The sequence below is a fragment of the Burkholderia sp. ABCPW 14 genome (genome assembly GCF_001523835.1).
GTDB classification, from domain to species: Bacteria; Pseudomonadota; Gammaproteobacteria; order Burkholderiales; family Burkholderiaceae; genus Burkholderia; species Burkholderia mayonis.
Genome location: NZ_LOVS01000198.1, coordinates 104,845 through 122,229, shown reverse-complemented (window position 1 = coordinate 122,229; position 17,385 = coordinate 104,845). Strand labels below are relative to the sequence as shown.

The window sequence follows — 17,385 nt, the reverse complement described above, 5'->3', positions numbered from 1 at the left end:
CTCACCCTCTTTGGCCGGTCCTGACCAGCATGCCGGGAGTCGGCGTCAGGACCGCCGCCAGACTCCTGACCGAAGTCGCCCATAAAGCCTTCGCTTCGGCTGCTCATCTGGCGGCCTACGCTGGCCTTGCCCCGGTCACCCGGCGCTCAGGCTCGTCGATCCGTGGCGAGCACCCATCCAGACGGGGCAACAAGGTGCTCAAGCGCGCCTTGTTCCTCTCCGCCTTCGCTGCCTTACGAGACCCAGTCTCACGGGCCTATTACTCGCGCAAGATCCAGCAAGGCAAGCGCCACAACCAAGCGCTCATCGCACTGGCTCGGCGACGCTGCGATGTCCTGTTCGCCATGCTGCGCGACGGCACCATTTACCAACCCAAGTCAGCCCCTAACGCTTGACGAACAACATAGGGGCACCCCCCCGGCGGCCATTATAATTATTACGCCGTCGTAATGTGCTCTAACCTTACGACATATTTCGAACCCCTTCTTTCCAGGCAAGCTTAGGCCCAGGAGAACGACATCGGGCCGCAATGTCAGAATGGCCTGTACAGTTGACTCGTCATCCGGCACTGTGTCGACATGGATATTATGTTCACGCAAGTAACTTGCAATCGGTCCCACTTGCATGTCACTATCTGCAACAACAACGTGAAAACACATAACCAGCCACCCTTAATTTCATAGCAAATTAATATGGCTACATATTTATAAATTGATTTTATTTAATCCATACTGCCATCGAAACAAAAATTACACCAGCCCAAATTTCATCATCAAATGGCGGCGCGCTAAATATGTAATGGAAAAATCAGCAATCTGAAATTGTAATTTCACATCAAGAAATAATAAATTCTTGGTGCAGTAATGTTTAAAATATTGTAGAAATATTAAAATATAGTCTGCGCCCACAAGCGACTCACGCTGAAGGCCGCGACAATCTTATATAGATCACAACCTTTATAAGGCGCACGTATTCAATGAGCGACGCTGGTCTAAGAAGCTCTAACACAATGAATTTTGAAGCTGTCGCCAACAGATGATGCAAGCGGCGATTTTCATTTTCATGAATGCCTCGTGCATTGTCGCGAGGCGTTCGAATCGGATGCGCAGGCGCCTGAAGTTGTGCGGTCACGCGAAGGTGCGCTCGACGATCCACCGGGTTTTGCCGAGGCCACTGCCGTGCGGCTCGCCACGGCGGGCGATCTGCGTGGCGCTGCCGGCAGCGTGCAGTGACTTGCGATATTTGTCGTGGTCGTAACCGCGATCGGCCTGCACTACGATGGGGCTTGACAGAGGCTGCACCCGCTTGCCAAGAATGGGCGGGATGGCCTCAATCAGAGGCAACAGTTGTGGGGTGACGTCGTTACGGTTCATGCCCGTCAGAATCAGCGCGAGCGGGATACCCTGCGCTTCGGTAACGAGGTGTTGCTTTGAACCGGGTCAAGCGCGATCGGTGGGATTGGGTTCTGTTTGACCTGATCCCACTGCCCGAATGGAGGGCGAATCGATGACCACACGCGACCAGTCGATGCGATTGGCCGCTTGAAGTTTCGCCAGCAGCACTTCGTGCAACCGGTCCCAGACACCTGCCTGTTGCCGGTCGCGCAGTCTGCGCCAACAGCTCATGACCGAGCCACAGCCCATTTCTTGCGGAAGCCTCTCCTAGGGAATGCTGGACTGCAGCGCGAACAGGGTGCCGGTTGGCACGGCGCGATCGTCGAGCGGCTTGCGCCCTGGGTATTGCGTCCGACGTGGCTTTGGTAGTGGCGGCAGCGGTTGGATCAGTGACCACAATTCGTCTCTATGAACGCGTCCCATTTGTGCCAGTGTTTCGCGTGGCCAATAGACAGGATGGGTTCGAGTCTGATTTGCTGCGTTCTCCATTCCAAGTCCCAAATGGCGGCGTGTGGAGGGAACGGACTCAAACCTCAAGCGTCAAGCCCCGAAGTATCAAGCGACAAGCCCTTGACATCAGACATCGAGCCGCACAGGCCGGGCGTTGCCGGCCGGATGCCAAGCGTCCAAGCCCTTGCGCGACCGAGTTTTTGACCACGCCGATACCCGGCTCCCGAGGTCTCGAATCGTCACATGAAAGCTCTCTGGAAGCATCCGGAAAGACTGTGTGAATGTAAATTCGGGTAAATACCGTGTTGAAGGAAACCGGTTCCAGCTATCGGCGCACGCAGCCGCCAAACCCTTGCTGGTGCAGCGTTAAAACTAACTGGTTAGTGAATTCCAGCGTTGCGTGGAGCCTACGAATGCTTATTCTCCGTTTTGCAACAACGACGAATCGGTGAGAATGGCGGCCGCATGGACAGACCATGCGCGTAACACACACCAGAAGAATTTCTTGAGGACGGAGAATCAATGAAAAAGCGCACAGCGGTCGCGATGGCGGCCGCCGGATTGGCGGCTGTCGCCACGGCGCACGCTCAGAGCAGCGTGACGCTTTACGGTGTCGTCGATAACGGTATCGCGTATCAGAACAGCAGCACGTCGCTCGGTTCGACGACGGGCGGCCACTCGGTCGTGAAGATGTCGACGGGCGTGTGGGCGGGCAGCCGCTTCGGCCTGAAGGGCAGCGAAGACCTGGGCGGCGGCTCGAAGGCGATCTTCCAGTTGGAGTCGGGCTTCAGCACGGCCAACGGCACATCGCAATTCGCGGGCGGCATCTTCACGCGTCAGGCGTGGATCGGCCTGACCAATCCGACGTACGGTACGCTGACGGCCGGCCGTCAATACACCGCGTACTACACGCTGCTGTCGCCGTACAGCCCGACGACCTGGCTCACCGGCTACTTCGGCGCGCACCCGGGCGACATCGACTCGCTCGACACCAGCTACCGCACGAACAATTCGCTCGTCTACATGTCGCCGAAGTTCTACGGCTTCACGTTCGGCGGCTCGTATGCATTCGGCGGCCAGCCGGGCAGCCTGAACGCCGGCTCGACGTGGAGCGCGGGCATCCAGTACATGAACGGTCCGCTCGGCATCGCCGCTGCGTTCCAGCGCGTGAACAACTCGACGCCGGGCGGCGGCGCCGTGTGGGGCGCGAATTCGGCGACGTCGAACGGCGGCGCGCAGACGGCCATTTCGGCGATCAACAATGGCTACACGACCGCGCAGGCGCAGCAGCGCGTCGCGGTGACGGCGGGCTATCAGTTCTCGTCGGCGTGGGACGTGTCGGTGTCGTACTCGAACGTGCAATACATCCCCGGCGTGAACTCGACCTTCCGCAACACGGCGATCTTCAACACCGCGGGCGCGGTGCTGCACTTCAAGCCGTCGGCGACGTGGGACTTCGCGGGCGGCTACGCGTACACGCGCGCGACGCAGTCGAACGGCATCACGAGCGCGGCGCAGTACCATCAGTTCACGCTGTCGCAGTACTACAGCCTGTCGAAGCGCACGGGCCTCTACGCGGTCGAAGCGTATCAGCGTGCGAACGGCAAGACGCTCGCGGGCGGCAAGATCATCGACGCGACCGCATCGATCGGCGACGGCTTCAACTCGTCGCCGTCGTCGTCGCGCAGCCAAGTGGGTGTCGGCGTCGGCCTGGTCCACCGCTTCTAAGCGAGGCATTCGGCGCGGCGCTTGCGTCGCGCGCGAAGTCGAACGAGCAGCCGGCCTTCGGGCCGGCTGTTTTTTTGTGCGCGCTATGGGCATGCGCGTGTCGTTCACTCTCGCTCATTCGCGCGCATGACGGCGATGTCGCGGCGCGCGACGTGTGCGTTCGATTTTCGTCCGCTGCAGATTGACGTGCGCGGCGTGCCGTATTCGGCCGCATTCGACAGCGCAAGAACATTGCGTGGAAGATGTGCGTGCCGCGCGCCGCGCGTCGTTCGCTCGGCCATGCGGATGGCAGCGATGCCTCAGTGCGAGCGGCGTTCGTTCAGCGTGCGTCCATTGGCGACGGGCGTGCATCGATGTGCCGCACCGGGCGGAAGACGGAGGATGCATCGATGGATCGGGCCGTCTTGCCGTTTTGCGGCCCAGCGAGAGCGAGACGGTTGGGCCGTCTTCGTCGCCTCCATGTGATCGGCTGCGCGTCGATTGGCGGCCGCGATCGGCGGCCTTTAGCGCGAGACCTCGACGCCGTAGCCCCGCGTGCCGACGCGCAGCACGTTGCCGTCCGGCGTGAATTGGCGGGGGATGTCGGGCGCGGCGGGCGAGGGCAGCGCGGGCGTCGCGCGCGGCAGGTCGTCGTCGATCGCGCGCGGCTTCGGCGCGATCTTCACGGCAGTGGGCGGACGATGCATCCGCGCCTCGACGACGCGCGGTGCGACGTGCTTGCGCTTCGCGGCCGGTGCCGGCTTGCGGGCGGACGGATCGTGGCGCACGCCGATGCTCGGGCCGGTGCGCGCCTCGGGCGGATTCCAGATCTCGACGTATCGCTCGCTCGCGAATGTCGAGGACGTGAAAGCCAATAACAGCAACCCGCATCCAACTAGTTTCACTCTGTCTTCTCCGTGGCCCGTCTCGCGATGCCCGATCGACTTCGGCCGCCTCGCCGATGGGCGAGGCGGCCCGTCGGGCTGTCCGGCGGCACGCGATTTTCGCATGGATCGCCGGCAGTGCGAGCTGTATGAATATACAGCTTTTTCCGGCGATGTCCACCGCTGCGGCGATCTCCTGCGGGCGGTGTCGGTTTTTCGCCGCATCGGCGGATCGGCTTGCTCGCATCGCTTGACGCGATGCGGTTTGATTCGGTCGCGGTACCGTATACCTTTGCCGAAGTTGTCGAAAACGCGCCGGGCGAGGCCGCTGTCCGCACCTGCGCGCACCGGTCCGCACCGGCAAGATCCGCATGCCAATCGAGGAGGACGACATGGAACCATCCAGCCACGCGTCGGCGCCGCCGCTGCTGCGCGACGATCGCGACGGCGTTGCGACGCTGCGCCTGAACCGGCCGTCGCAGTTCAACGCGTTGTCGGAGGCGCTGCTCGACGCGCTGCAGCGCGAGCTCGCCACGCTCGCCGACGATCCGCGCGTGCGCTGCGTCGTGCTCGCCGCCGAGGGCCGCGCGTTCTGCGCGGGCCACGACCTGCGCGAGATGCGCGGCACGCCCGATCTCGCGTACTACCGGGACCTGTTCGGCCGATGCAGCCGCGTGATGCAGGCGATTCAGGCGCTGCCCGTGCCCGTCGTCGCGCGCGTGCACGGAATCGCGACGGCGGCGGGCTGCCAGCTCGTCGCGTCGTGCGATCTCGCGATCGCCGCCGACACGGCCCGCTTCGCGGTGTCCGGCATCAACGTCGGGCTGTTCTGCGCGACGCCCGCCGTCGCGCTTTCCCGCAACGTGTCGACGAAGCGCGCGTTCGACATGCTCGTCACCGGGCGCTTCGTCGACGCGGCGACGGCCGTCGACTGGGGGCTCGTCAACGAGGCGGTGCCGGAGGACGCGCTCGATGCGGCCATCGCGCGCACGGTCGCGGCGATCGCGTCTAAGCGCGCTGCCGCGGTGCGCTACGGCAAGGCGATGTTCTACCGGCAGCGACAGATGCCGCTCGACGACGCGTACGCGTATGCGTCCGACGTGATGGCGCGCAACATGATGGAACCGGACGCGTGCGAGGGCATCGACGCGTTTCTCGAAAAGCGGCCGGCGCGTTGGCGGGAGTGAGTGCGCGGGTGCGTTTGCGCGGCCGGGCGTGCGGTCGCGGACGGGCGTCGAATGCCGCGAGATCCGTTTCGCACGAATGGGCGCGTCGTCGTCGATCGCACGCCATCGGCCGAGGGCCGAACTGCTTCGAATGCGCGAGTCGTCCGCGCTGCGCCGAACGCGAAGCCGCCGACGCGGCCGACGCGGCCGAACGCGTCGCCCGCCGCCGCCCGGCCGATTGCGCTCAGCGCCCGTAGCTGCCCGTTCGTGCGTGCTCGGGCTGCGCCGCCACGGCCGGATACGGATCGACCACCACCGGCACCCGCCGCGCGAGCGCGCACATCAGCTCGTAACCGATCGTGCCCGCGGCCTCGGCGACGTCGTCGACGCGCACCTGCGCGCCCCACAGCTCGACCGTCGAGCCGACGCCTGCGTTCGGGCACGGCGTGAGATCGACGCTCAGCATGTCCATCGACACGCGCCCGACGACCTGCGTGCGCACGCCGTCGACCGCGATCGGCGTGCCGGTCGGCGCGTGGCGTGGATAGCCGTCCGCGTAGCCGCACGCGACGACGCCGACGCGCATCTCGCGCTCGGCCGCGAAGCGGCGCCCGTAGCCGGCCGTCTCACCCGCCGCGAGCGTCTGCACGCCGATGATCCGGCTCGTGACGGTCATCGCCGGCCGCAGCGATACATCGGCGATGTGGCGGGTCGCGCCCGTCGGCGACGCGCCGTACAGGATCGTGCCGGGCCGCACCCAGTCGCGATGGGCGCGCGGATGCCACAGCACGGCCGCCGAGTTCGACAGCGTGCGCTCGCCGGGCAGGCCATCGGTCGCCGCGTCGAACGCGCGCATCTGCCAGTCGATCTCGCCTTCGTCGGCGTTCGCGAAGTGCATCATCAGCGCGATGTCGCCGATCGACGGCGCGGCGGCCGCGCGCTCCCACGCGGCGCGGAACGCGCCCGGCCGATAGCCGAGCCGGTTCATCCCCGAGTTCATCTTCAGCTGGATGTCGATTGGCCGCGTCGTCTTCGCGGACGTCAGCAGCCTCAATGGCTCGTCGCCGTGCACGGCGACCGTCAGCCGATGGCGGTCGGCGATCTCGACGTCCGCGGCCTCGAAAATCCCTTCGAGCAGCAGGATCGGCTTCGTCCAGCCGAGCTCGCGCACGCGCACCGCTTCGTCGAGGTCGAGGAGCGCGATGCCGTCCGCGTTCGCGAGCGCCGGATAGATTCGCTCGATGCCGTGACCGTAGGCATTCGCCTTGACGACCGACCAGACGCGCGAGCGCGGCGCTTTTTGCCGGACGATTGCAAGGTTGTGCGCGACGGCGTCGGGATGAATGCGGGCGACGATGGGGCGGGGCATGAATCTCTCTGCGAAGTGAAGGAAGGCGGTCCGCGCTTTGATGCGGTTCGCCGCGATGGTCGATCGAGGGCGCGCGTTCGGTGCATATCCACCGTGCGAAACGTCATTGCCAGTGTCGGCCGCTATGGTATTTGCAGATCGATGGTTTTATTTAATGTATTTGTCGTATTTTCAGTAAAAACTCGCGGGTGCGGCGCACGCGCGATGCGCGGCGGCGCTCGTGAACGGTTCGTTGCGCGCGATGGTGCGGAAGGGAACCTCGGCGAGCGCGACGGTCTATGCGGAAAGGGCGATGCGCATCGGCCATCGATCGACTGTCGCCGCGCACGCAGGAATGAAATCTGCGCAGACGAGCCTCAGAGCGAACCGCGCGCATCGCCGTCCGATCTTCGCACGAGCCGCAATTAACGGCGTTCGCAACGGTGATTGTTCGTTCGCTTCAACTTCAGAATTCGCGGCTCGCGCGTCACCCGCCGCGCCCGAGCGGCGTAGGATGTCGCCGAAGTTCGGCATGTTTCGCAACCGGAGGAGCTTTCATGACCCAGTCAAGCCATACCGTCAAGATTCCTGGCCCGGACCATCCGATCACGATCGAAGCAACGGGCGAGCGTGTCGTCGTCAACGCGGGCGGCCACGCGCTCGCCGATACGCGCGACGCGCTCACGCTGCGCGAGGCGTCATATCCGCCCGTGCAGTACGTGCCGCGCAAGGACGTCGACATGTCGCGGCTCGAACGCACGACGCACACGAGCCATTGCCCGTACAAGGGCGACGCGTCGTACTACAGCATCAAGGGCGCCGGCGAGCGCGGCGTCGATGCGGTTTGGTCGTATGAAACGCCGCACGATGCGATGAAGCAGATCGCCGGCCATCTCGCGTTTTATCCCGATCGCATCGACTCGATCACGATCGGCTGACACCGACGCCATTCATCCACACAAACGGGGCGCGCCGCGAAAGCGGTGCTTGTCGCGCGCGACGTCGCGATTCAGGTCGCGATGCCGCGCGCGTGTCCTATTCTTTGTTGCATGGGTTCGCAGGCGAGGCGTGACGCGCGCGAGCGAACCATCCAGTCGGGACGGTGCAGATGACGAAGAACGAAGAATCGACGCGCAGTCTCGCGTCGGACCTCGCGCGCGGCTTCACGGACGTGCGCAGTTACAGCGTCGAACTCGCGAAACCGCTGTCCGCGGAGGATCAGGCGTTGCAGTCGATGCCGGACGCGAGTCCGACGAAGTGGCATCTCGCGCATACGACATGGTTCTTCGAGACCGTGATCCTTGCGCGGCATGCACGCGGCTACAAGCTGTTCGATTCGCGCTATCCGTATCTCTTCAATTCGTATTACGAAGCGCTCGGCCCGCGGCATGCGCGGCCGCAGCGCGGGATGCTGTCGCGCCCGTCGCTCGACGACGTGCATCGCTATCGACGCCACGTCGACGACGCGCTGCTCGATCTGCTGCGCACGGCCGATCTTTCTTCGCTGGTCGCGATGGAGCCGGAGATCACGCTCGGCCTGCATCACGAACAGCAGCATCAGGAGCTGATCCTCACCGACATCCTGCATGCGTTCTCGCTGAATCCGATGCTGCCCGCCTATCGAAGCGACGCGACGCCGGCCGACGACGCGCCGCGCGCGAACGGCGCCGCGCGCTGGCTGCCGCAGCAGGGCGGCATCGTCGAGATCGGCCACGACGGCGGCGGTTTCTCGTTCGACAACGAGCGGCCGCGTCATCGGACGATCCTGCGGCCGTACGAGATCGCCGACCGGCTCGTGACGAACGGCGATTACGCGGCGTTCATCGACGACGACGGCTACTCGCGTCCGGAGTGCTGGCTGTCCGACGGCTGGGCGATGGTCCAGCGCGACGGATTGAAGGCGCCGCTGTACTGGATCGCGTCCGACGGCGGCGAAGGGCTCGGCTGGCGCGAGTTCGGATTCGAAGGGCTGCGGCCGCTCGTGCGCGACGCGCCCGTCTCGCACGTGAGCTTCTACGAAGCGGCCGCGTACGCGGAATGGGCGCGTGCGCGCTTGCCGACCGAAGCCGAATGGGAGGCGGCGTTCGACGCACCGGGCATCGCGCAGATGACGGGCCGTGTGTGGCAGTGGACGCGCTCGTCGTACGACCCGTATCCGGGCTTTCGTCCGATGGCGGGCGTGGCGGCGGAATACAACGGCAAGTTCATGGTCGGGCAGCAGGTGCTGCGCGGCAGCAGTGTCGCGACGCCGCCGGGACACGCGCGCGCGACGTACCGCAATTTTTTTCCGCCGGCCGCGCGCTGGCAATTCACGGGAGTGCGTCTTGCGAGAGATATCTGAAGGGATGGAAGCCGCCGCGGGCGTGGCGATCGAAGCGACGCGCGACAGCGCGTTCGGCCGCGACCTGATCGCCGGACTGCGCCGCTCGCCGCGCAGCATCGCGCCGAAATATTTCTACGACGCGGCGGGTTCCGCGTTGTTCGATCGGATCTGCGAGCTGCCCGAGTACTATCCGACGCGCACCGAGCTCGCGATCCTGAAACGTCGCGCAGCCGAGATCGCCGCGCAGATCGGCCGCGACGCGAACCTGATCGAGTTCGGCGCGGGGTCGCTGTCGAAGATCCGCGTGCTGCTCGATGCGTGCGCGGTGTCGAATCCGCCCGCGCGCTACCTGCCCGTCGACATCTCGGCCGATCATCTCGCGCACGCGGCCGCCGCGCTGCGCGACGCGTATTCGTGGCTCGACGTGCAGCCGGTCGTCGCCGATTATCTGCAGTCCGATCAATTGCGCGCGCTCGAGCGTGTGAAGGGCAGGCGCGTCGGGTGCTTTCTCGGCTCGACGATCGGCAATTTCTCGCCCGACGAGGCTTCGGCGTTCTTGCGCCGCGCCGCTTCGTTGCTGGAGGGCGGCGGCCTTCTGATCGGCGTCGATCTCGTGAAGGACGTGTCGATCCTGCATCGCGCGTACAACGACTCGGCGGGCGTGACGGCCGCATTCAATCTGAATCTGCTCGCGCGCGCGAATGCCGAGTTGGGCGCCGATTTCGCGCACGATGCGTGGGCGCATCGTGCGTTCTACGACGACGAGCGTCAGCGCATCGAAATGCACCTCGTGAGCCTGCGTGCGCAGACGGTGCGCGTCGCCGGGTATGCGTTCCGGTTCGAGGCCGGCGAGACGCTGCATACGGAGAACTCGCACAAGTTCACGGTCGACGGGTTTCGCGAACTGGCGCGATCGGCGGGGTTTACGCCGGGGACGGTTTGGGTCGATGACGCACGATTGTTCAGCCTGCATTGGCTCGAGAGTCGCGGGTGAGCGGATAACCGGCCGCATCGACGCGAGGCCGGACGAAAGGGCGGCGATGGCGGCGCGCATCGTCGGATGCGCGCACGCCGACATCGCCGTGGGGTGAGCCGGCTTACGCTTACTTCCAGAAGACGTAATGCGCGTAATACGGCGAGCTGCCGACTTGATGCTCGGCCGAGCACGGCGTCGCGGGCGCGGCGCCGCCCGTCGTGTCGAGCCGCTGCACGTAGCGCACGGACGCGAGCGAGCCGTTCGCGGCCGCGTGCGTCGACAGGAGCAGTTGAGGAATGCTGCCCGCGTTCGGACTCGGCGCATCGGCGATTTTCTCGCCGACGATGCGGCTGCCGTCCCGCGCTTCCCACGACGGGCCGGCGCCGTGCCGGATCACGGCGACGCCGGACGCGTCGTAAAGCGTGGCTTCGGGGTGCTGGAACACCCATGCGATACGGTGGTTGCCGTCGTATTCGCAGGAATAGATTTGAAGGCCGGTGGCGGTCGTGGCGAATGCTTGTTCGGCGTCCTTGGGAATCAGGTTCGACGGAGGCGGGGCCGCGTCGGCGGCGACCGCGCTTGCCCATGCAGCAAGCGCGGTCGCAAGCCGTAGCCGTAGCGTGATGCACCGCCGGTTTCGTCTTTGAGCGAGGCCTGTCGTGGACAGGAGGGGATGGCGATCGGATTGGGCGCTTTCGTGCACGATGACGATCCTCGTCGGGATAGGTCGGTCGAATGAAGCATAGCGGACGTCTCGTGGCATGCAAGGCGCGCACTGCGGCGCATGTCGCAATATCGGCCCGTGTGGATATTCGAAACCGTCGCGCGCCGCAAGCTCAGACCGCGAATGCCCGTTTGCATGCTGCACGCGCAGTTGACGTGTGGAAGCGACATGGCGTTGTCGCCCGGCCAGTTCATCGATCGGCACGCGGTCACGTGTGCTCGAGGCCATGGGCGGCAAGCAGCGGCGTGAATGCGTCCATCGCCTACACTTGATCATGGTATTCAGGTCCGACCAGACGCCGCGCTCGGCGAAGCAATGCGTTGAAAGCGCGACGCAACGCGGGCAATCGATCGGTGGCCGGCCCAGTCCGGGGCGCCGGCGCCGGCGCAACGGCGCGTGGACCGCATCATCGACGGCGCATCGGCGGAACAATTCAGCGGGGCGAGCCATGACCGTGAGCCAGCCGGCACGAATGGAATTGCCAGGGCAAGTCGTTCTCGTATTTCAGGGCGGCGGCGCATTGGGCGCCTACCAACTCGGCGTCTACCAGGCGCTGGATGAATCCCGAATACGGCCGGATTGGGTGGTCGGTACCTCCATCGGCGCGATCAACGCCGCGTTGATCGTCGGGAATCCGCCGGAGCGCCGCTATCGGCGCTTAGCGGAGTTCTGGAATCGGGTCACCGACCAGACCCGCCTGGACGTATCCGCCGCATGGCTCGGCTGGGACAAGACGCTTGCCGAGCTGATGATCATCGGCGGCGGCATAGCGGGATTCTTCCTGCCCAATCCGGCTTCCTGGCTCGGGCCGCTGGCCCGATTGGGCGTGGATCGCGCGTCGTATTATCTGGTGGCGCCGCTCCGCGAAACGCTGACCGCTCTCGTCGACTTCGACCTGCTGAACGCCGGGCATCCGCGCCTGACCGTCGGCGCAGTGAACGCGTGCACGGGCGCGATGCGCTATTTCGACTCGCGCGAGCAGCGCCTGACCGTCGAGCACGTCATGAGTTCGGGGGCGCTGCCGCCCGCTTTTCCGGCGGTGCGCATCGATGGCGAGCCCTATTGGGATGGCGGCGTCTATTCCAATACGCCGGTAGAAGTGGTGCTGGACGATAACCCTCGCAAGAGTTCGGTCATCTTCTCGGTGCAGATGTGGAATCCGACCGGCCCCGAACCGGAAAGCCTGTGGCAGATATCGGAACGACAAAAAGACATCCAGTACGCGAGCCGCACCGACAGTCATATCGCGCGCCAGCAGCAGATACACCGTCTGCGCCATGTGATCCGCGAACTGGTCAAGCGCTTGCCCGAAGCCGAGCGTGCGACGGCCGAGGTCAGGGAACTGGCCGCCTGGGGCTGCCATACCAGCATGCGTCTCATCAAGCTCGCCGCGCCTCGGCTCGACGGGGACAACCAGTTGAAGGACATCGATTTCACCCCGGCCGGCATCGCTGCCCGCCAGCGTGCGGGCTATGAAGAAGCGATGCGAGCCATCGCGGCGCGTCCGTGGGAGGCGGCAATGAATCCGATGGAAGGATTGACCGTCTACAGCGCGGACTGAGCCGTATCGGGTGAAAGATGCGCTTGACGCTGCGCGGCGAAAGCACGGGGAGCGGTGATCGAACGCCGTCGTCCGTCGTCCGTTGCTCGTTGCCTGTTGCTCGTTGCTCGTCGCTCGTCGCTCGTTGCCTGTTGCTCGTTGCTCGTTGCTCGTTGCCCGTCGCCCGTCGCCCGTCGCCCGTCGCCTGTTGCCTGTTGCCTGTTGCCCGTCGCCGTCGCCCGCCGCTCGTTGGCTGTTTCGCTTTCGGAGCCGTTCCACACGCGCGGCAGGGGCATTCAACGCCTTCTAGACGACTGGTCTAATCCCGCGCTATCATCCGCCCTCATGAACGCAGCAGCCACCACCGCCGACGTGCGGCAGCACATCCTCGACACCGCCAAGCCCATCATGCTCTGCAAGGGCTTCACGGGCGTCGGTCTGAACGAGATTCTGGCGGCGGCCGGCGTGCCGAAAGGGTCGTTCTACCATTATTTCGGGTCGAAAGAAGCATTCGGCGAATCGATCCTCGAGTCGTACTTCGCCGACTACCTCGCGCATCTCGACGCGCTGCTCGTGCGCGGCTCCGGCCCCGCGGCCGGTCGGCTGATGCGCTATTGGAGCCAGTGGCAGGACATCCAGGCGGGTAACGATCCCGAGGGCAAGTGCCTCGTCGTCAAGCTCGGCGCGGAGGTTTGCGATCTGTCGGAGGCGATGCGTGCGGCGCTCGATCGCGGCACGACGCAGATCGTCGCGCGGCTCGCCGCGTGCATCGCGGCGGCCTTCGAGGATGGTTCGCTGAAGGTCGATCTCGATGCGCAGCAGACCGCCGCGACGCTTTACGAACTGTGGGTCGGTGCGACGCTGATCGAAAAGATCCGGCGCAACGGCGAGCCGCTCGCGACCGCGATGGCGACCACCCGCCGCATCCTCGGTCTGCCAGGGGCGCGCTGAGCACGAAATTCAATGCGCGGCGGCGCGTACGATGAACGTCGCGCCGCCGCGTTTTTTTACCGTCATTTTCTAGACGACTGGTCTAATAGCGGGGCGTGACATGCCGCATTTCGATGATCGCGATGCTTGTGCGAATCGGGTTCGGCGAACGGACCGAAGCGGCAATGACGCGCACCCGCGCGGGCGACGAAAGCCTCGACGCGATGCCGCGCCCGTTCGACCATGGCATCGCCTTCGACATGCTCGCCGGCGATGTTGCGCGACGGGTCATGCATGCGACGGCGGCGCTCGATGGCTGAACGCCGCGCAGCGACGTGACGTGACGAGACGCGATGTGACGTGATGCGATGTGACGTGACGTGACGTGACGTGACGTGACGTGACGTGATGCGCCGTGACGACGATGCGGCGCGCGACGCGGATCGCCGCGCGCTCGCCGCGAGCGCGCGTTCGAGCGGTTCGAGGATGCAGGACCGGCGGGTCCGGGCGGGCCGCGCCGCTTGATTTCAACGCTTCAAGGAGGGCATCCAAATGAAGATTCTCGTAGTCCTGACTTCGCACGACGAACTCGGCGCGACCGGCAAGAAAACCGGTTTCTGGCTCGAGGAACTGGCCGCGCCGTACTACGCGCTGAAGGACGCGGGCGTCGAGCTGACGCTCGCGTCGCCGCGCGGCGGGCTGCCGCCCGTCGATCCGAAGAGCAGCGATCCGGCGGCGCAGAGCGATGCGACTCGCCGCTTCGACAAGGACCCCGAAGCACAGTCCGCGCTCGCGTCGACGCGCAAGCTCGCCGACGTGTCGATCGACGATTACGACGCCGTGTTCTATCCGGGCGGCCACGGTCCGCTGTGGGATCTCGCCGAGGACCGTCATTCGATCGCGCTGATCGAGCGCGCGGTCGCGACGAACAAGCCGGTCGCAGCCGTCTGTCACGCGCCTGGCGTGCTGCGCCACGTGAAGGACGCGTCCGGCGCGCCGCTTGTCAAGGGCCGCAAGGTTACGGGCTTCACGAACAGCGAGGAAGCGGCCGTTGAGCTCACCGAAGTCGTGCCGTTCCTCGTCGAGGACATGCTGAAGACGAACGGCGGCGACTATTCGCGCGCGGCCGACTGGGCGCCGCACGTCGTCGTCGACGGGCGGCTCGTCACCGGGCAGAACCCGGCGTCGTCGGAGCCCGTCGCCGAAGCGCTGCTCGAGCTGCTCGAGAAGTAACGCGCCGTGCGGGCGGCCATCCGGCGCGCCGCCCGCGGCGCATGCGCCGCGTCGCGATGCCCGTGCATCGGCGAACGACGTCATTGCATCGCATCCCTTCGCATCACCGCATCCCTTCTCATCACCGCATCACCGCATCACTTCACCGACCCGCAACACGCACACCGAAGGAGTAGCAGATGGCTGCATTGTTCGAACCGCTTCAGTTGAAGGACGTCAAGCTGCGCAACCGCATCGCGGTGCCGCCGATGTGTCAGTACGTCGCCGAGGACGGCGTCGCCAACGAATGGCATCACGTGCATCTCGCGGGCGTCGCGCGCGGCGGCGCGGGGCTCGTGATCGCCGAGGCGACCGCGGTATCTCCGGAAGGCCGCATCACGCCGGGCTGCACCGGCCTCTGGAACGACGAGCAGGCGGCCGCGTTCGAACGCTCGGTCGACGCGATCAAGGCGGCGGGCGCGGTGCCCGGCATCCAGCTCGCGCATGCGGGCCGCAAGGCGAGCGCGAACCGTCCGTGGGAAGGCGACGACCACATCGCCGATGGCGATCCGCGCGGCTGGCGGACGATCGCGCCGTCGGCGGCGCCGTACGGCGCGCATCTGCCGAAGGTGCCGCGCGAGATGACGGTGGGCGACATCGCGCGCGTGAAGGCCGATTACGTCGCGGCCGCGAAGCGCGCGCTCGACGCGGGCTTCGAGTGGCTCGAGCTGCATTTCGCGCACGGTTATCTCGCGCAGAGCTTCTTCTCGGTACATTCGAACCGCCGCACCGACGCGTACGGCGGCTGCGCGGAGAATCGCGGGCGCTTTCTCGTCGAGACGCTCGCGGCGGTGCGCGAAGTGTGGCCCGAGCGTCTGCCGCTCACCGCGCGCTTCGGCGTGATCGAGTACGACGGTCGCGACGAGGAGACGCTCGCCGAATCGATCGAGCTCGCGAAGCGCTTCAAGCAGGAAGGGCTCGATCTGCTGAGCGTGACGGTCGGCTTCTCGACGCCCGACGCGCGGATTCCCTGGGGCCCCGCGTTTCTCGCGCCGGTCGCCGAGCGCGTGCGCCGCGAAGCGCGGTTGCCCGTCGCGTCCGCTTGGGGGATCGATACGCCGGCGCTCGCGGAGCGCGTCGTCAAGGACGGGCAGCTCGATCTCGTGATGGTCGGCCGCGCGCATCTCGCCGATCCGCACTGGCCGTACCGCGCGGCGCTCGAGCTCGGCGTCGATCGCGCCGCGTGGACACTGCCCGCGCCGTACGCGCACTGGCTCGAGCGCTATCGCGCGGCTTGACGGGATCGGGCGGCGAATCGGGCGCGCGCGCGTCGGGCCGAGCGGCGACGATGCGTTCGCGCCGGCCGCTGCGCCATCGACGATTCGGCGATTCGGCGATTCGGCGCCGCACGCGTGCGAAACGGCGCTCGCGCTGCCGCCCTAACGGGCGTTCACGGCGCAGCGCGTCGCACATTGTGGCGGCGGGCGGTATGACCCGGCCGCGGGCGGGCGACGTCACGTCGTCCGCCCGTTTTCTTTGGGCGCTCATGTGCGGCATCGTCCGATATCGTTCGCCCTCGACGCTTGCCCGCCACGATGCCGCCCTGCACGCGGCATGTGGCGTTTGCATCGCGCCGCCGCGCAGTGCCTGTTCGCGATGAAGCGAGCCGCTTCCCGCAGGCGAAACGAGATCTGCCGACCCGTGTCCCGTTGATGTCGATCAACACTCGGCCCGCATCGATCGCCGACAGTCGACAGGCGAGCGACGCGCGGCCGTGTGCCGCGCGAGCGCGGACGGCGGCACGGCATGCGTGACGTGAATGTGTCGATTCGCATCGACACGCCGATCTTCGCGATGCGGTCCCGCGCGTCGCCCGCACGCCATCGAACGATCGTCGAAGGAGATCCCTATGCGTCTTCAGCAGAAGCGTGGCTTGATCATCGGCATTGCAAACGAAAGCAGCATCGCGTTCGGCTGCGCGAAGGTCATGCGCGAGCAGGGCGCCGAGCTCGCGATCACTTACTTGAACGCGAAGGCCGAGCCTTACGTCCGGCCGCTCGCGCAGCGCCTCGAAAGCCAGCTCGTCGTGCCGTGCGACGTGCGCGAGCCCGGCCAGCTCGAAGACGTGTTCGCGCGCATCGAGCGCGAATGGGGGCGGCTCGACTTCGTGCTGCATTCGATCGCGTTCGCGCCGACGGAAGACCTGCATCGCCGCGTGACGGACTGCTCGCAGGCGGGCTTCGCGATGGCGATGGACGTGTCGTGCCACTCGTTCATCCGCGTCGCGCGTCTTGCCGAGCCGCTGATGGCGAGCGGCGGCTGCCTGATGACCGTCACGTTCTACGGCGCCGAACGGGTGGTCGAGGACTACAACCTGATGGGGCCGGTGAAGGCGGCGCTCGAGAGCTCGGTGCGCTACCTCGCCGCGGAGCTCGGGCCGCGGCGCATTCGCGTGCACGCGTTGTCGCCCGGGCCGCTGAAGACGCGCGCCGCGTCCGGCATCGACCGCTTCGACGCGCTGCTCGAGCGCGTCCGCGCGCGCACGCCGGGGCATCGCCTCGTCGACATCGACGACGTCGGCCACGTCGCCGCGTTTCTCGCGAGCGACGATGCGGCTGCGCTGACGGGCAACGTCGAATACGTCGACGGCGGCTATCACGTCGTCGGCTGATGCCGATGGGCGCGACGAAGGCGCGTGACGGAGCACGCGCGTTTGAGCCAACGGCGCGCG

Annotated in this window: 16 protein-coding genes and 1 pseudogene; 12 read left to right on the top strand and 5 right to left on the bottom strand. The window is 66.0% G+C overall.

What is annotated here, in order from left to right; genetic code table 11:
* Window positions 1-395: transposase (locus WS62_RS30045; protein WP_156440856.1), on the top strand; the 395-nt coding region annotated here is incomplete at its 5' end.
* Here WS62_RS30045 and WS62_RS39115 read toward each other — a convergent pair.
* Both WS62_RS39115 and WS62_RS35455 read right to left on the bottom strand, forming a co-directional pair.
* Window positions 378-659: a response regulator gene (locus WS62_RS39115; RefSeq protein WP_082721404.1), complete on the bottom strand. Its 282-nt coding sequence runs from the start codon at window positions 657-659 to the stop codon at window positions 378-380. The two genes, WS62_RS30045 and WS62_RS39115, sit on opposite strands and share 18 nt — an antisense overlap.
* A 342-nt stretch (window positions 660-1,001) precedes the next feature.
* Window positions 1,002-1,817: pseudogene (locus WS62_RS35455) on the bottom strand (IS5 family transposase).
* 549 nt (window positions 1,818-2,366) lie between these two features.
* Here WS62_RS35455 and WS62_RS30035 point away from each other — a divergent pair.
* The gene (locus WS62_RS30035) at window positions 2,367-3,572 is read left to right on the top strand and encodes a porin (RefSeq protein ID WP_066578812.1); all 1,206 of its coding nucleotides are present in this window, start codon (window positions 2,367-2,369) and stop codon (window positions 3,570-3,572) included.
* A gap of 503 nt (window positions 3,573-4,075) precedes the next feature.
* Here WS62_RS30035 and WS62_RS30030 read toward each other — a convergent pair.
* On the bottom strand, window positions 4,076-4,426 hold the full coding sequence (locus tag WS62_RS30030) for a hypothetical protein (protein WP_066578810.1): 351 nt from the start codon (window positions 4,424-4,426) through the stop codon (window positions 4,076-4,078).
* 401 nt (window positions 4,427-4,827) lie between these two features.
* Between WS62_RS30030 and WS62_RS30025 the strand changes: the two genes are divergently transcribed.
* Window positions 4,828-5,622 carry an enoyl-CoA hydratase gene (locus WS62_RS30025; protein WP_066578808.1) on the top strand — a complete coding sequence of 265 codons (795 nt, stop codon included), beginning with the start codon at window positions 4,828-4,830 and terminating at the stop codon, window positions 5,620-5,622.
* Window positions 5,623-5,845: 223 nt separating this feature from the next.
* On the opposite strand, the gene alr is transcribed toward WS62_RS30025, so the two are convergent.
* The gene (gene alr, locus WS62_RS30020) at window positions 5,846-6,970 is read right to left on the bottom strand and encodes an alanine racemase (protein WP_066578806.1); all 1,125 of its coding nucleotides are present in this window, start codon (window positions 6,968-6,970) and stop codon (window positions 5,846-5,848) included.
* Window positions 6,971-7,506: 536 nt separating this feature from the next.
* Here alr and WS62_RS30015 point away from each other — a divergent pair.
* The 3 genes from WS62_RS30015 to egtD all read left to right on the top strand — a co-directional run bounded on the left by WS62_RS30015 (window position 7,507) and on the right by egtD (window position 10,266).
* Window positions 7,507-7,887: a DUF427 domain-containing protein gene (locus tag WS62_RS30015; protein WP_066578803.1), complete on the top strand. Its 381-nt coding sequence runs from the start codon at window positions 7,507-7,509 to the stop codon at window positions 7,885-7,887.
* 170 nt (window positions 7,888-8,057) lie between these two features.
* On the top strand, window positions 8,058-9,290 hold the full coding sequence (gene egtB / locus WS62_RS30010; RefSeq protein WP_066578800.1) for an ergothioneine biosynthesis protein EgtB: 1,233 nt from the start codon (window positions 8,058-8,060) through the stop codon (window positions 9,288-9,290).
* A 4-nt stretch (window positions 9,291-9,294) separates the two neighbouring features.
* Window positions 9,295-10,266 carry an L-histidine N(alpha)-methyltransferase gene (egtD, locus tag WS62_RS30005; protein ID WP_066578797.1) on the top strand — a complete coding sequence of 324 codons (972 nt, stop codon included), beginning with the start codon at window positions 9,295-9,297 and terminating at the stop codon, window positions 10,264-10,266.
* Window positions 10,267-10,375: 109 nt separating this feature from the next.
* Here the strand turns inward: egtD and WS62_RS30000 are convergent, their stop codons facing one another.
* Window positions 10,376-10,873, bottom strand: coding sequence for a DUF3455 domain-containing protein (locus tag WS62_RS30000; RefSeq protein WP_066578840.1), 498 nt, complete (start codon window positions 10,871-10,873; stop codon window positions 10,376-10,378).
* Between the two features lie 547 nt (window positions 10,874-11,420).
* On the opposite strand from WS62_RS30000, the gene WS62_RS29995 reads away from it, so the two are divergent.
* From WS62_RS29995 to fabI, 6 genes are all read left to right on the top strand, one after another.
* Window positions 11,421-12,533, top strand: a complete 1,113-nt coding sequence (locus WS62_RS29995) for a patatin-like phospholipase family protein (RefSeq protein WP_066578794.1) — start codon at window positions 11,421-11,423, stop codon at window positions 12,531-12,533.
* A 324-nt stretch (window positions 12,534-12,857) separates the two neighbouring features.
* Window positions 12,858-13,463, top strand: a complete 606-nt coding sequence (locus WS62_RS29990; RefSeq protein ID WP_066578792.1) for a TetR/AcrR family transcriptional regulator — start codon at window positions 12,858-12,860, stop codon at window positions 13,461-13,463.
* Between the two features lie 113 nt (window positions 13,464-13,576).
* The gene (locus WS62_RS29985) at window positions 13,577-13,762 is read left to right on the top strand and encodes a hypothetical protein (RefSeq protein WP_066578789.1); all 186 of its coding nucleotides are present in this window, start codon (window positions 13,577-13,579) and stop codon (window positions 13,760-13,762) included.
* 232 nt (window positions 13,763-13,994) lie between these two features.
* Window positions 13,995-14,675, top strand: coding sequence for a type 1 glutamine amidotransferase domain-containing protein (locus WS62_RS29980; RefSeq protein ID WP_066578786.1), 681 nt, complete (start codon window positions 13,995-13,997; stop codon window positions 14,673-14,675).
* A gap of 179 nt (window positions 14,676-14,854) precedes the next feature.
* Window positions 14,855-15,952 (top strand): NADH:flavin oxidoreductase/NADH oxidase, encoded by a 1,098-nt coding sequence (locus WS62_RS29975; protein ID WP_066578784.1) that lies wholly within the window; start codon window positions 14,855-14,857, stop codon window positions 15,950-15,952.
* 611 nt (window positions 15,953-16,563) lie between these two features.
* Entirely contained in the window at window positions 16,564-17,325 is a 762-nt protein-coding gene (gene fabI, locus WS62_RS29970) for an enoyl-ACP reductase FabI (RefSeq protein ID WP_066578781.1), read from the top strand.
* Window positions 17,326-17,385 lie beyond the last annotated feature (60 nt).